General features: G+C 63.3%; 14 protein-coding genes. 13 read left to right on the top strand and 1 reads right to left on the bottom strand.

All coding sequences use genetic code 11. From position 1 onward, the window contains the following. Positions 1-141: 141 nt before the first annotated feature. The 4 genes from rsmI (at position 142) to V1279_RS35655 (ending at position 3,667) form a co-directional block, all read left to right on the top strand. Positions 142-1,107 (top strand): 16S rRNA (cytidine(1402)-2'-O)-methyltransferase, encoded by a 966-nt coding sequence (gene rsmI, locus V1279_RS35670; RefSeq protein ID WP_334445495.1) that lies wholly within the window; start codon positions 142-144, stop codon positions 1,105-1,107. After that, entirely contained in the window at positions 1,094-1,507 is a 414-nt protein-coding gene (locus tag V1279_RS35665) for a YraN family protein (RefSeq protein WP_334445494.1), read from the top strand. Before rsmI ends, V1279_RS35665 begins: the two co-directional genes overlap by 14 nt. A gap of 29 nt (positions 1,508-1,536) precedes the next feature. Then, the gene (gene gshB, locus V1279_RS35660) at positions 1,537-2,484 is read left to right on the top strand and encodes a glutathione synthase (protein ID WP_334445492.1); all 948 of its coding nucleotides are present in this window, start codon (positions 1,537-1,539) and stop codon (positions 2,482-2,484) included. A gap of 331 nt (positions 2,485-2,815) precedes the next feature. Next, positions 2,816-3,667: a hypothetical protein gene (locus V1279_RS35655; RefSeq protein ID WP_334445491.1), complete on the top strand. Its 852-nt coding sequence runs from the start codon at positions 2,816-2,818 to the stop codon at positions 3,665-3,667. Positions 3,668-3,727: 60 nt separating this feature from the next. Here V1279_RS35655 and V1279_RS35650 read toward each other — a convergent pair whose 3' ends face one another. Then, positions 3,728-5,203, bottom strand: a complete 1,476-nt coding sequence (locus V1279_RS35650) for an AMP nucleosidase (protein ID WP_334446726.1) — start codon at positions 5,201-5,203, stop codon at positions 3,728-3,730. A 272-nt stretch (positions 5,204-5,475) separates the two neighbouring features. On the opposite strand from V1279_RS35650, the gene V1279_RS35645 reads away from it, so the two are divergent. From V1279_RS35645 to V1279_RS35610, 9 genes are all read left to right on the top strand, one after another. Further along, entirely contained in the window at positions 5,476-6,459 is a 984-nt protein-coding gene (locus V1279_RS35645; RefSeq protein WP_334445489.1) for an MBL fold metallo-hydrolase, read from the top strand. Positions 6,460-6,587: 128 nt separating this feature from the next. Further along, a complete protein-coding gene (locus V1279_RS35640) occupies positions 6,588-6,899 on the top strand; it encodes a hypothetical protein (protein ID WP_334445487.1) in 312 nt (103 codons plus the stop codon). 77 nt (positions 6,900-6,976) lie between these two features. Beyond that, positions 6,977-8,515, top strand: coding sequence for a YifB family Mg chelatase-like AAA ATPase (locus tag V1279_RS35635; RefSeq protein ID WP_334445486.1), 1,539 nt, complete (start codon positions 6,977-6,979; stop codon positions 8,513-8,515). Positions 8,516-8,758: 243 nt separating this feature from the next. After that, the gene (napE, locus tag V1279_RS35630; protein WP_334446724.1) at positions 8,759-8,956 is read left to right on the top strand and encodes a periplasmic nitrate reductase, NapE protein; all 198 of its coding nucleotides are present in this window, start codon (positions 8,759-8,761) and stop codon (positions 8,954-8,956) included. A 7-nt stretch (positions 8,957-8,963) separates the two neighbouring features. Further along, the gene (locus tag V1279_RS38060; protein ID WP_442894858.1) at positions 8,964-9,245 is read left to right on the top strand and encodes a 4Fe-4S binding protein; all 282 of its coding nucleotides are present in this window, start codon (positions 8,964-8,966) and stop codon (positions 9,243-9,245) included. Then, positions 9,242-9,505: a chaperone NapD gene (locus V1279_RS35625; RefSeq protein WP_334445484.1), complete on the top strand. Its 264-nt coding sequence runs from the start codon at positions 9,242-9,244 to the stop codon at positions 9,503-9,505. Before V1279_RS38060 ends, V1279_RS35625 begins: the two co-directional genes overlap by 4 nt. Before the next feature lie 3 nt (positions 9,506-9,508). Then, positions 9,509-12,004 (top strand): periplasmic nitrate reductase subunit alpha, encoded by a 2,496-nt coding sequence (gene napA, locus V1279_RS35620; RefSeq protein WP_334445482.1) that lies wholly within the window; start codon positions 9,509-9,511, stop codon positions 12,002-12,004. Then, a complete protein-coding gene (locus tag V1279_RS35615; protein WP_334445480.1) occupies positions 11,977-12,474 on the top strand; it encodes a nitrate reductase cytochrome c-type subunit in 498 nt (165 codons plus the stop codon). The genes napA and V1279_RS35615 overlap by 28 nt, the downstream gene beginning before the upstream one ends. Positions 12,475-12,483: 9 nt before the next feature. Beyond that, positions 12,484-13,176, top strand: coding sequence for a cytochrome c3 family protein (locus tag V1279_RS35610; RefSeq protein WP_334445479.1), 693 nt, complete (start codon positions 12,484-12,486; stop codon positions 13,174-13,176). The last annotated feature ends 658 nt before the right edge of the window (positions 13,177-13,834 follow it).

The raw sequence follows: 13,834 nt of genomic DNA, 5'->3' as shown, positions 1-13,834 counted from the left end.
CTGCAATATTGTCGAGAATTAGTTAACCAAAACAAAAGCATTACGGCCCCGCCGCACGTTGCAAGTCGCGAGGAACTTCAGCCTCGCCTCCCTTCCCGCCAGATATGGCGCTTGCACCAAGACCCCTTTAGATTGCCCATTATGCGCGCAAAACCCAGTTCCAACTACGGGTCTGATACCGAGCCGGGTTCGGCCAACAGAACATTTTCGATTGGCAGCCACGTCCTGAATGCCCCGAAGCCGGTTCCCGGCCTCTATCTGGTGGCAACCCCAATCGGCCATCTCGGCGACATTACCTTGCGCGCGCTGGAGACATTGGCCGGCGTCGACATCATCGCCTGCGAGGACACCCGAATCACCCGCCGCCTGACCGAGCGCTATGCGATCTCGGCGGAGCTCAAGCCGTATCACGAGCACAACGCGGCGATGGCGCGGCCGAAAATCCTGGAAAAGCTGGCGCAAGGCGCCTCGATCGCGCTGGTATCGGACGCCGGCACGCCCCTGATATCGGACCCCGGCTTCAAGCTGGTGCGCGAGGTCTGTGCCGCCGGCCATGCCGTGATCGCGGTGCCGGGCGCCTCCTCGGTGTTGACGGCGCTTTCGGTCGCGGCACTGCCCACCGACCGGTTTTTCTTCGAGGGATTTTTGCCGGCCAAGGAAGTCGCACGGCGGACGCGGCTCACGGAGCTTGCCCGGATCGACGCCACGATCGTGATGTTCGAATCCGGTAACCGCGTCCAGGACACCCTGGCTGATCTTTCGGGCATCATGGGCGGGCGTGACGCCGCGATCTGCCGTGAGCTGACGAAGCTGCACGAGGACATCAAGCGCGCGCCCATCGCGGAGCTGGCGAAGGCCGCCGATACGCTGGAAACCCGCGGCGAATTCGTCCTGGTGGTCGGTCCGCCGCGCGCCGATGAACAAATCATGACGCAGCACGATCTCGACGACCTTCTGCGCGCCTCGCTTGCGCGCGACAGCGTCAAGGACAGCGTCGCGCATGCTGTCGAACTCTCGGGGTGGCCGCGCCGCGAGGTCTATGCCCGCGCGCTGGAGCTTGCCAAAGAAGCTAACAAGGAAGCCAGAGGCGAGCATGGCGAAGACTGACGGCACGTCACCGCCGGATACTGCGGCAAAGCTCGCCGCGCCCGCGCGGGTCGCGGCCTTCCGCACCGGACTTTCGGCCGAAAGCCGCGCCGCCGCCTTTCTGATGGCCAAGGGCTATCGCATCCTGGCGAAGCGCTTCCGCACTCCCCATGGCGAGATCGATCTGGTGGCGAAGAAGCGCAATCTCGTCGCCTTCGTCGAGGTCAAGGCCCGCGCCAGCCTCGACGATGCCGCCTACGCGGTGACACCGCGCCAGCAGGCCCGCATCATCGATGCCGCGCAAGGGTGGCTGATGGCGCATCCCGAGCATGCCGAATTTGAACTGCGATTTGACGCCGTCCTGATTGCGCCCAGACGTCTTCCACGCCATCTGTTAGCGGCATTCGACGCCAGCACCTGAAGATTCCTCCTGACCCTGCGGACCTCCCCATGAAACTGAATGTCGCCGTCCAGATGGACCCCATCGCGCGTATCAACATCCGCGGCGATTCGACCTTTGCGCTATTGCTCGAAGCGCAAAAGCGCGGCCACAGCATTTCCTACTACACGCCGGACAAGCTCTCGCTACACGGCGAGGAGCTGGTGGCGCCGGTGCAAAAGCTCACCGTGCGCGACGAGATTGGCGACCATTTTACGTTGGGCGAAGCAAAGCGCGAGCCGCTGACCAATTTCGACGTCATCCTGCTCCGGCAGGAGCCGCCCTTCGACATCGCCTACATCACCTCGACGTATTTTCTCGAGCGCATCCACCCTCAGACGCTGGTGGTGAACGACCCGGCCTCGGTGCGCAACGCGCCGGAAAAACTGTTCGTGATGAACTTTCCGCAGCTGATGCCGCCGACGCTGATTTCGCGCGATCTGGACGAGATCAATGCATTCAGGGATCAGCACGGCGCCGTTGTCATGAAGCCGCTGCACGGCCATGGCGGCGCCGCGGTGTTTCGCGTGATGCCGCAGGACATGAATTTCGGCTCGCTGTTCGACATGTTCCTGGTCACCTTCCGCGAGCCCTGGGTGATCCAGCGCTTCCTGCCCGAGGTGAAGCACGGCGACAAGCGCATCATCCTGGTCGACGGCGAGTTCGCCGGCGCCGTCAACCGCGTGCCGGCCCCCGACGACCTGCGCTCCAACATGGTCCGCGGCGGCGCAGCCCAAGCCACCGAGCTTTCCCCGCGTGAACGCGAGATCTGCGACACGCTGGGTCCCGCGCTGCGCGAGCGCGGGCTGTTGTTCGTCGGCATCGATGTGATCGACGGCAATCTCACCGAGATCAACGTCACCTGCCCCACCGGCATCCGCGCGATTGCCAAGCTCGGCGGGCCGGATGTGGCGGCAAGGACTTGGGACACCATCGAGAAGAAGCGCGCCGGAAAATAGCTACCCTCGCGCCCCTGTCGTGCACATGAACTGACGTCTTCTGCCAACTGATTCGCAGCGCGTCCTTACGTGACCTGACCTGACCTTGGCCGCATGAATTTGCGTGCGCGCCGGCCAAATGGAACCGAGGAGGAGCCGCCGCGCCGTTTCGGCTTCGCCGCCGGCAGTGGCCCGCCGGATTCCACGCCCGTATTCTTCCGTCATACGGCCATTCTCTCCATCATACGGCCATTCTTTGGACAAAGCTGGACAACGTGCGGGCGGCCGGTCAACCTGACGGATGATCGACCGGCCACCTTCGGATGACATTGGACGGAAAAGGGAAACGCCAATGAACTCCACACCTGATCCGAAAGAAATTAAACCCCACGATGCCCCCGTCGCGCGCGCCGATGAAGGGCTCGCGCACGCCCACGAACAGATCAAGCGCGCGGATGAACAGCTCACGCGTCTGACCGAGCAGCTTGCAAGAATGGAACGCGACGACGCGCGTCCACCTTCGGCCGGATCTGGCCCGCAAGGACCTGGTCCGCAAGGATCTGGCTCGCGCGAACCTGGCCCACAACCACCAACAGGACGAAGGCCGGCGCTCCTGACCCTCGTCGGCTTGTCTCTGGCGGCGTGCATCACTGTCGCTGCCCTTCTGGTCTTGCTGTTATCCTATGGCGACGGGCCCACGCTGATTGTCGCCCGTTGGGCGCCGCAGCCCGTTTCAACTCCGTCGTTGTCGCCGGAGAATCCGCCGTCTCCCGCGCAACCCGCGCCATCTACCTTTCAAGTGGCCGCGGCGGAGTCAGCACCGGCGCAGGCGACACCACCGCAACCAACAACCCTGGCTCAGACCGCAGCGCAAGACACCGCGCCGACAGCACCCGCAGCGCTTCCCGATCACACACAGTTGCTGCAAACGATGGCGCGCGACCTCGCGAATCTGGAGCGAAACATCGAACAGCTCAAGGCGAACCAGCTACAAATGGCCAGCGACAATTCAAAAGCCATTGCGGAGTTCAAGGCGAGCCAGGAAGAGATAAAACGCGTGCTCGCGAAGGTTTCCGAGCAGAGCCAGGCCAAGGCGCCGCCGCCTCCGACGCAGCAGGCTCCGACCTTGCGCAAGCCCGAGCGGACGCCGCAGGCGCGTGCGCGGCCTCGATACCCAAGGGAGTGGATGTACGACGATTGGTAGCCGTCGCGCAGGCGAGCCACCGTTCATGAATGACGCCGGCAGAAATCCGGGTCCCGTCGCTTACTGGAACGCAACCTCGGCAAAGCTCCTCAGCTTGCGTGAATGCAGCCGTTCCCGTTCCTGGGACTTGAGTTTTTCCAGCGCTCGAAGGCCGATCTCAAGATGCTGGCCGACGCGGTGGCGGTAGAAGTCTCCGGCCATGCCGGCCAATTTGATCTCGCCATGCAGCGGCTTGTCCGATACGCAAAGCAGGGTGCCGTAGGGTACGCGGAAGCGGAACCCGTTGGCGGCCACAGCAGCCGACTCCATGTCGAGGGCAACGGCACGTGACTGCGACAGGCGGCGGATGGTCGCCACGTGGTCACCGAGCTCCCAGTTCCGGTTGTCGACGCTGGCTACCGTGCCGGTCCTCATCACCCGTTTGAGCTCAAACCCGCTCAACCCCGTCACTTCGCCGACGGCCTGCTCGAGCGCGACTTGCATCTCGGCCAGCGCCGGAACCGGCACCCACAGCGGCAATTCCTCATCCAGCACGTGATCCTCGCGGACGTATCCGTGAGCGAGGACGTAATCGCCGAGCTTCTGCGTGTTGCGCAGCCCGGCACAATGGCCGAGCATCAACCAGGCATGGGGACGAAGCACTGCGACGTGGTCGGTGATGTTGCGCGCGTTCGACGGGCCGGTGCCAATGTTGATCATGGTGATGCCGCGGGTGGCCTGTTGGACCAGATGAAAAGCCGGCATCTGCGGCAGGCGCTCCGGCGGCGCCTGCGCGGGACCTGGGACGCCGAAGCCCGCTCTGGCCGTGATGACGTTACCCGGCTCGACGAAGGCATCCGCCACCGGATCGCCGGCCGCCATGCGCTCGCGGCAGATGCGCGCGAAGGCGTCGACGTAGAATTGGTAATTGGTAAAGATCACGAAGTTCTGGAAGTGCTCGGGATCCGTTCCGGTATAGTGGTAGAGCCGGTGCAGTGAATAATCCACGCGCGCAGCACGGAACATGGCGAGCGGCTGTCGCGGGCCGGCAGGCAGCGTGCCGTTGACGATCGCGTCGTCGATGCTAGCGAGATCTGGCGTGTCGAACAGATCACGCAGCGGCCGGTCGCGAGTTGGTACACTCGCTGCGATGTTGATGTCGCGTCGATAGGCAAAGTGAATCGGGATCGCTTCGTCTGACTCGCCGATCTCGACCGGCACACCATGGTTCTGCACGAGAAGCCCGATCTGCTCGGTGAAGTACCCGCGAAAAAGATCCGGCCGCGTCACCGTCGTCTCGTACGTGCCAGGACCCGAGACAAAGCCATAAGAGAGGCGCGAGTCGAGGCGGGCGTGAGTTCCTGTGGTGATCCTGACAAATGGATAGACGGCACGCACGCGGGCGGCGAGCGCTTCGCCGCGAACATACGCTTCAAAAGCGGCGCGCAGGAAGCTGACATTGCGTTCGTAGATTTCGGCGAGACGGGCGACCGCCGCGGCCGCGTCGGTGAAGGCTTCGGTGGCGATCCGCTTTGGCGACAGAATGGTGTCTGGCATCGGCCTGACCTCGTGGGTTGCCGATACATATAATCCAGCCGGGCGACGGAAGGAATGGCCCACCGACCGGCATGATTTCAGGATACGATTGGTTGCTTCGCGCAAAAGGAAGCGCGGCGCAAAATAGCGCCGCGTCGTCATCGCGTTTTCACATCTCTGCTCTGTCGTCTCCTCCCACTTGCCAATTTCGGGAAGCGGGAGCAGCCTGTAGCCACGGATGAATCCGTCCGGGCACGTAATGCAATTCATGAAAATTGGTGGGAGGAAGACGCATGACGACGAACCTTTCGCGACGGTCTTTGCTTGCGCTCGGCGCAGGACTCGGTGTGGGTCTTGGCGCCTCAACGATGCTCGGCGGCAGCGCGCTGGCCAAGGCGCCGAAGCTCGGCACGCAGACGCCCTACTGGCACCGCTTCGTTCTCGGCGACGCCGAAGTGACCGTGGTCTCCGACGGTCCGCTGCCGCTCGGCGATCCCTCCGGTACCTTCACCGGCGTGCCGAAGGAGGAAGTGAAGAAGATGCTGTCGGACAACTTCCTCAACCCCGACAATGTCGTGCTGGAGCAGAACTCGCCGATCGTGAACACTGGCGACAAGCTGATCCTGTTCGACACCGGCATGGGAACGTTAAAGGCGTTCGGCCCGACCACCGGCCGCCAGCAGAAGAGCATGGCGGAAGCCGGCATCAAGGCGTCCGACATCGACGCAGTGGTGTGCTCGCACGCGCATATCGATCACATCGGCGGCCTCGTCGGCGCCGACGACAAGCCGCTATTCCCCAACGCGCAGGTCTACATCGCCCAGAGCGATTTCGATTTCTGGACCGATGAAGGCAAGCTCGGCAGCCCGCTCAAGGATTTCATCACCCACGCCCGCAAGAACCTGATGCCGGTGCGCGACCGCATCGTGTTCATCAAGGACAACCAGGAATTTTTGCCCGGCGTCACCGCACTCTCAGCCCCCGGCCATACCGTGGGCCACACCATCTTCATGGTGAGCTCGAAGGGAAAATCCTTCTGCTTCCTCGGCGACCTCTCGCACCACGCCGTGCTGCTGCTGGAAAAACCGCGGATGGAGTTCGCCTACGACAGCGACCCGAAGCAGGCAGCTAGCTCACGCGTGAAGATGCTGGACATGCTCGCTGCGCAAAAGATCCCGGTCATGTCCTATCACTTCGCCTGGCCGGGCTACGGCCACGTCGCCAAGAACGGCGACGGCTTCAGGTACTATCCGGAGCCGATGAACATGCAGCTCTGAGGGGAATCAAGATTCGGGGCCGGTGGACACGACCGGCCCCGAATCTCCCATCTCGCATTAGGGATCGGATGCCGACTAGCTTAAGTCTCGATCCGCGAATCCCGACCTAACGATCTCGGAGAAAGCCATTGGCCGACCAACCGCCCGCCAAGCCGTCCGATCTGATTTACGAGGACACCGGGGCCGCGGCCCCGCTGGTCTATTTCGACATCGTCGGCGCCTACGGCACCATGAACGGTACGGTCGAGGTCGAGCTGGCGACCCGCATCCTCGTGCCGAAGCCGGACGGATCGACCGAGGTGAAATTCATCTCTTCCGGCCGCATCCGCTGCAGCGCCAACGCCGCCATCAATCTGCGCAACGGCCTCGATGCGGCCCTGAAGATGCTAGAGCAACCGCAAGGCAGCGCGGCGGCGATTGCGGCGGGGAAGCTGAATTGAGCGGCGTTATGTTCCCTTAATGTTCTTGACACGTCCTCAGGTTCCCCGCTACCTTCGATTGCGAAACGAGGGGCGGCATGGTTGCGCGGGTTTCTACCGTAGCCTTTGAGGGGATCGAGGCCCGCGCGGTCGACGTGCAGGTGCAGGTCGCAGCTGGCTTGCCGGCGTTTGCGATCGTCGGTCTCCCCGACAAGGCGGTGTCCGAGGCGCGCGAGCGGGTGCGTTCGGCGCTGATCGCCTCTGGGCTGGCGCTGCCGGCGCGGCGGATCACCGTCAACCTCGCGCCGGCCGATCTGCCGAAGGAAGGCAGCCATTACGATCTGCCGATCGCGCTCGGGCTGATGGCTGCGATCGGCGCGATCCCGCCGGACGCGCTCAACGGCTTTACCGTGCTCGGCGAGCTCGGGCTCGACGGCTCGATCGCCCCCGTGGCGGGCGTCTTGCCGGCCGCGATCGGCGCGAATGCGCGCGAGGAAGGCCTGATCTGTCCCGCGGCGTGCGGAACGGAAGCCGCCTGGGCAAGCCCCGATATCCAGATCATCGCGGCAAAATCGCTGATCCAGATCGCCAACCATTTTAAAGGCACGCAGGTGCTGTCGCGCCCGCAGCCGAAAGTGCACGAGCCGGAAGCGACGCATCTCGACCTGCGCGACATCAAGGGTCAGGAAAGCGCCAAGCGTGCGCTGGAGATCGCCGCGGCCGGCGGGCATCATCTCCTGATGATCGGCTCGCCCGGCGCGGGCAAATCGATGCTGGCGGCGCGGCTGCCTTCGATCCTGCCGCCGCTGTCGCCGTCGGAGTTGCTGGAAGTCTCGATGATCGCCTCCGTCGCCGGCGAAATCCGCGACGGCGCCTTGACGGCGCGGCGGCCGTTCCGCAGCCCCCATCATTCCGCCAGCATGGCGGCGCTGACCGGCGGCGGCATGCGCGCCAAACCCGGCGAGATTTCGCTTTCGCATCAGGGCGTGCTGTTCCTCGACGAACTGCCGGAGTTCGATCCGCGCGTTCTGGATTCGCTGCGTCAGCCGCTGGAGAACGGCGAGGTCTCGGTATCCCGCGCCAACCATCGCGTCACCTATCCCGCCCGTTTCATGCTGGTCGCGGCGATGAACCCGTGCCGCTGCGGCCGTGCCTATGAGCCCGGCTATTCCTGCAAGCGCGCGCAGCTCGACCGCTGCACGGCGGACTATCAGATGCGCATCTCCGGCCCATTGATGGATCGCATCGATCTGCGCATCGAGGTGCCGGCGGTGACCGCCGCCGACCTGATCCTGCCGCCGCCTTCCGAAGGTTCCGCGGAAGTCGCAGCCCGCGTTGCGGCCGCCCGCGACCTCCAGCTCGCGCGCTATGCCGCCGCCGGCATGCCGCATGTCCGCACCAACGCCGAAGCGCCGGCTTCGTTGTTGGAAACGATCGCGCAGCCCGATGCGCAAGGGCAAAAGCTGCTGCGCGATGCCGCCGAGACCATGAAGCTGACCGCGCGCGGCTATCACCGCGTGCTCCGCGTCGCGCGCACGCTCGCCGACCTCGACGGCGCGGAAAAGATCGGCCGGCTGCATCTGGCGGAGGCGCTGTCGTACCGTGCGCTGGCCGAGGACTTGCGGCGGGCGGCCTAGTGCATCGCACAATCGCTGCTTCGCCCAGCGACCGCAGAGATCTACAAACTTGAGCGTTTGCCGCCTTCGTTTGATCTGGATCGATGAGGGACGCTTGAGCCCCGGCACTTTGCCGCTCGTACGCGCGTGATTGCATCATTGCGTTCCGTCCGACGACGATCTGCAGGCGCTAAAACATTCGGCCTCGCGGGGAACGTGTGGCAGGCTCAAGAATTGTTCGATTTCGACGGCGGTGATCGTTTCATGTCCGACACCCTAGACAAAAATGATGCGCGGCCGGATGGTGCGCATCGCATCGGTCGGCGCGCGGAATTGATCGTGTTCGCCGTCATCGCCGCCTTCATCTGGCCGGTGGTCGCCGTTGGCGTGGTCGGCGGATACGGTTTTCTGGTCTGGATGTCTCAATTGATTCTCGGGCCACCCGGCCCTCCGGGGGCATGAGGTCGCCATGGCAACCCAGGGACCTTCGCGCCGGGCCTTCTTCCGCGGTCAGTTCCTCTCCAAACCGGTCGCGGTGATCGGCGGCGACTGCCTCGCTGAGGCCGGCATCGTATGCCGCTCCTGCGGCGATGCATGTCCCGAAGCCGCCATTCGTTTCTGTCCCAGAATTGGACTGCCGCCCCAGGCGATCGTCAATGAGGCCGCCTGTACGGGCTGCAGCGAATGTGTCGGTGTATGCCCGAGGACCGCCATCACGCTGGGCGCCGCGCATCGGGAAAACGCTTCATGACGGAGGAAGCGACCATCCATATTTCGAGCGCAGTGGTATCGGTGCTGCCGCAGCGCCGGGACGAAGTTTTGCGCGCGCTCGCTACGCTGCCCGACGTCGAAATCCATCATGTCGACGCCTCGAAGATCGTCATCGTCATGGAAGCGGCCGAGAGCGGAATCCTCGGAAGCCGCCTCGCCGAGATCGCATCCTGGCAGGGCGTCCTGTCGGCCAACATGGTGTTCGAGCAGGTCGAGCGGCTCGCCGATATCGGAGGCTAGAACATGTCACTCTCGCGACGAGAACTATTGAAGGCGCAGGCCGCTGCCGTCGCCGCTGCGGCCGCCGGCATGACCGTTCCCGCGGTGGCGCAGCCGGTGGCAGGCGGCATCGGATCGCTGGAGATCAGATGGTCGAAGGCTCCCTGTCGCTTCTGCGGCACCGGGTGCGGGGTCATGGTCGGCGTCAAGGCAGGCAAGGTGGTCGCAACCCACGGCGATACGCTCGCCGAAGTCAATCGCGGGCTGAATTGCATCAAGGGGTATTTCCTCTCCAAGATCATGTATGGCGGCGACCGCCTGACGACGCCGCTCCTGCGCAAGAAGGGTGGCGTCTTCGCGAAGGACGGCGAACTGACGCCGGTGACTTGGGATGAGGCCTTCGATGTGATGGCCGCCCGCGCCAAGTCGGCGCTGAAGGAGAAGGGTCCGACCGCGCTCGGCATGCTCGGCTCGGGGCAATGGACGGCCTATGAAGGATATGCCGCCACCAAGTTGATGCGGGCCGGCTTTCGCTCGAACAATCTGGATCCGAACGCCCGCCACTGCATGGCGTCGGCGGCCTACGCCTTCATGCGCACGTTTGGCATGGACGAGCCGATGGGTTGCTATGACGACTTCGAAGCGGCGGATGCGTTCGTGTTGTGGGGCTCGAACATGGCCGAGATGCACCCGATTCTCTGGACGCGGCTCACCGACCGGCGATTGAGCCATCCGCATGTGAAGGTGGCGGTTCTTTCCACGTTCACCCACCGGAGCTCTGACCTCGCCGATATCCCGATCGTGTTCAAGCCGGGGACGGATCTGGCGATCCTGAACTACATCGCCAACCACATCATCTCGACGGGACGGGTCAACCAGGATTTCGTCAAGAACCACACGGTCTTCGTGAAGGGCACGGTCGATATCGGATACGGGTTGCGCGCGGATCATCCGCTCGAAATCAAAGCCAAGGGCGCGGCGGACCCCGGCGCCACCCAGCCGATCGACTTTGACGCCTACGCAGCCTTCGTGAAGGATTACACGCTCGACAAGGTATCGGAGCTTACGGGAGTCGAACGCGGCTTCCTGCAGGAGCTCGCCGAGCTCTATGCCGATCCGAAGCGCAAGGTGATGTCGCTCTGGACTATGGGATTCAACCAGCATGTTCGCGGCGTATGGGCCAATCAGCTCGTCTACAATCTGCATCTGCTGACGGGAAAGATCTCCGAGCCCGGCAATTCGCCGTTCTCGCTGACGGGGCAGCCATCCGCCTGCGGCACAGCCCGCGAAGTCGGCACGTTCGCGCATCGCTTGCCTGCTGACATGACTGTCACCAATCCGGAGCACCGCAAGCGCACCGAGGAAATCTGGCGCGTCCCGCACGGCATCATTCCGGACAAGCCGGGTTACCACGCGGTCGAACAGGACCGGATGCTGCGCGACGGCAAGCTGAACTTTTACTGGATCCAGGTGAACAACAACCTGCAGGCCGCCCCGAACAGTTCGCGCGAGACCTATCCCGGTTACCGGAATCCGGACAACTTCATCGTGGTTTCGGACGCCTACCCGACCGTCACCGCGATGGCCGCCGATCTCGTTCTTCCGGCCGCCATGTGGGTCGAAAAGGAAGGCATGTACGGCAACGCGGAGCGCCGCACCCATGTGTGGCGGCAACTCGTCAACGCGCCGGGGGAGGCGCGCTCCGACCTCTGGCAGATGATGGAGTTTTCGAAATACTTCACCACCGACGAGGTGTGGCCGGCGCAGGTCCTGGCTGACAACCCCAATTATCGCGGCAAGACGCTGTTCGACGCGTTGTTCCGGAACGGTATGGTCGACAAGTTCGCAACCACCGAAATCCCCGCCGAGTACGAAAACAGCGAGGCCAAGGCTTTCGGATTCTACGTGCAGAAGGGTCTGTTCGAGGAATACGCCGAATTCGGCCGCGGCCATGGCCACGACCTCGCGCCCTTCGATACCTATCACGAAGTACGGGGATTGCGATGGCCCGTCGTCAACGGCAAGGAAACGAAGTGGCGCTATCGGGAAGGCCTCGATCCCTACGTCAAGCCGGGCAAGGGCGTTGACTTCTACGGCCAGCCAGACGGACGCGCCAGGATCATTGCGGTGCCCTACGAGCCGCCCGCGGAATCTCCCGACAAGGAATACGATATCTGGCTGGTCACGGGCCGCGTGCTCGAACATTGGCACTCGGGGTCCATGACCATGCGGGTGCCGGAGCTCTACAAGGCGTTTCCCGGCGCACGGGTATTCATGCACGCGCAGGACGCGCGCTCCAGAGGCATCAATCAGGGCGCCGAGGTCCGGGTAATTTCGCGGCGCGGCGAAATCCGAACCCGGGTGGATACCAGGGGACGCAACCGGATGCCGCGCGGCGTCGTCTTCGTTCCCTGGTTCGACGCCAGCCAACTCATCAACAAGGCGACGCTCGACGCAACCGATCCCATTTCCAAGCAGGCGGACTTCAAGAAATGCGCGGTCAAGATCATCCCGGTCTGAAGAGATTTCGCCTGTCGCTGGCGGGCGCGCTGCTCGGCGGCATGCTGGTGTTCGTCTGCGGTGCAATCTACGCGCAGAACGCGCCCCAGATCGTGCCGCGGGTTACCGGAGCCGCAGCGCCGATGGGAGATGTGCGGACACCGCCCTTGGCGCGGCCGATCGTCGATGACAAGCGGCTGATGCGCAATTATCCGGAGCAGCCGCCGATCATCCCGCACTCCATCGAGAACTATCAGCTCACGCTCAAGACCAATCGTTGCCTCGACTGTCACCGCCGACAGTATACTGAAGGCTCGGGTGCGCCGATGATCAGCGTCACCCACTTCATGGACCGCGACGGACAGGTTCTCGCCGATGTAACGCCTCGGCGATACTTTTGCACCGCGTGCCACGTCCAGCAAACAGATGCACGGCCGCTCGTTCCAAGCACGTTCAAGGATATGCTTCTCGTCGGTCCCGAGAAGAAGTGAGAACCTGCGATGCAGCGGCTCAAGTCACTCATGATTTGGTTCTGGCACATCGCCAGCCGCCCCAGCGCGCATCTGAGCCTCGGTTTCCTCGCGTTGGGCGGCTTCGTCTGCGGCGTACTGTTCTGGGGCGCCTTCAACACCGCGCTCGAAGTCACCAACACCGAAAAGTTTTGCACCTCGTGCCACGAAATGCGCAACAACGTGTTCGAGGAGCTGCAGCACACTCCGCACTTCACGAACCGTTCGGGGGTCCGCGCCAGTTGTCCGGACTGCCATGTTCCGCACAACTGGACCGACAAGATCGCCCGCAAGATGCAGGCCTCGAAGGAAGTCTGGGGCAAGATCTTCGGCACGATCGATACCAGGCAGAAGTTTCAGGATCATCGGCTTGAGCTCGCCAAGCATGAATGGGCGCGGCTGAAGGCCAATGATTCCCTGGAGTGCCGCAACTGCCATTCCGCCGTCGCCATGGATTTCACCAAACAAACCCGACGGGCCGCGGAAATCCACGGCAAGTTTCTCGTCCCCGGCGAAAAGACCTGCATCGACTGCCACAAAGGCATCGCGCACGAACTACCCGACATGACCGGCATCGAGCCGGGCTGGCGCGCGCCGCCCGAATTGAGGGACCGCCAGAGCTTTCGCGACAATCCGCGCGACGAACTGGTGCGATATCTCGCGGCCACCGGATCGGAGCGGTAACGCACGTACAGGCATTGTCGGCTGCGCGCCTTTGCCCACCCTGCCACTGCTGATTTGCTTCGCGCGCAAGCGCAATTTCATGAAGCGACTGCGACCAATTGGCACGACGGGCAAATCAGCAAAAACCTGTCCAGCCCTTCTCGCAAAAATATTCCGCTTAACTTCCAAAGCAAATCATCGGCATAACTCCGCTTGTCTCACGGCAGATGAGGGGCGTTGGCCATCGTCACGAACGTGCGGTGAGATGCGATGGACGCGAGAGCTGCGACTGACGTGTGTGGCTCGAGCGTACGGCGAAGTCGTGTGGTCCTGACGCCGCGGTGCTGGCGCTAAGTCCAAGAGAAGCGAAGCTTCTCGGGGGCGACGGTGGCAAAAGAGCCGTTCACCGGGGAGAGCTCGAAGTAAGCCGTAAAGCCATTGCGCAGGGAAGGCCGGAATGCTCCCGCTGCCCTGTATGCTCGTGTGCATTTTTGTTTGCGCAAATCGCACGCGAGACCGCGGGTGCAGCAAGCACCCGGTCTTCCCTGCGCCCTCTGACAAAGAGGGCGGGAAGTTATCCAGCAAAGCTCGGGCGCAATGCGCCGCGAGATCGTGATTTTATGTCCGATGTTTGATGCCGTCATTGCGAGCGAAGCGAAGCAATCCATCTCACCGCAAA

Source organism: Bradyrhizobium sp. AZCC 1610, assembly GCF_036924515.1.
Lineage (GTDB): Bacteria > Pseudomonadota > Alphaproteobacteria > Rhizobiales > Xanthobacteraceae > Bradyrhizobium.
This window is presented reverse-complemented; position numbering and strand designations above follow the sequence as displayed.

What these genes read in the sequence shown, in the direction of transcription:
- rsmI (WP_334445495.1), top strand. Translation starts at nt 142, where the DNA reads ATGCGCGCAAAACCCAGTTCCAACTACGGGTCTGATACCGAGCCGGGT.
- V1279_RS35665 (WP_334445494.1), top strand. Translation starts at nt 1,094, where the DNA reads ATGGCGAAGACTGACGGCACGTCACCGCCGGATACTGCGGCAAAGCTC.
- gshB (WP_334445492.1), top strand. Translation starts at nt 1,537, where the DNA reads ATGAAACTGAATGTCGCCGTCCAGATGGACCCCATCGCGCGTATCAAC.
- V1279_RS35655 (WP_334445491.1), top strand. Translation starts at nt 2,816, where the DNA reads ATGAACTCCACACCTGATCCGAAAGAAATTAAACCCCACGATGCCCCC.
- V1279_RS35650 (WP_334446726.1), bottom strand. Translation starts at nt 5,203, where the DNA reads ATGCCAGACACCATTCTGTCGCCAAAGCGGATCGCCACCGAAGCCTTC.
- V1279_RS35645 (WP_334445489.1), top strand. Translation starts at nt 5,476, where the DNA reads ATGACGACGAACCTTTCGCGACGGTCTTTGCTTGCGCTCGGCGCAGGA.
- V1279_RS35635 (WP_334445486.1), top strand. Translation starts at nt 6,977, where the DNA reads ATGGTTGCGCGGGTTTCTACCGTAGCCTTTGAGGGGATCGAGGCCCGC.
- napE (WP_334446724.1), top strand. Translation starts at nt 8,759, where the DNA reads ATGTCCGACACCCTAGACAAAAATGATGCGCGGCCGGATGGTGCGCAT.
- V1279_RS38060 (WP_442894858.1), top strand. Translation starts at nt 8,964, where the DNA reads ATGGCAACCCAGGGACCTTCGCGCCGGGCCTTCTTCCGCGGTCAGTTC.
- V1279_RS35625 (WP_334445484.1), top strand. Translation starts at nt 9,242, where the DNA reads ATGACGGAGGAAGCGACCATCCATATTTCGAGCGCAGTGGTATCGGTG.
- napA (WP_334445482.1), top strand. Translation starts at nt 9,509, where the DNA reads ATGTCACTCTCGCGACGAGAACTATTGAAGGCGCAGGCCGCTGCCGTC.
- V1279_RS35615 (WP_334445480.1), top strand. Translation starts at nt 11,977, where the DNA reads ATGCGCGGTCAAGATCATCCCGGTCTGAAGAGATTTCGCCTGTCGCTG.
- V1279_RS35610 (WP_334445479.1), top strand. Translation starts at nt 12,484, where the DNA reads ATGCAGCGGCTCAAGTCACTCATGATTTGGTTCTGGCACATCGCCAGC.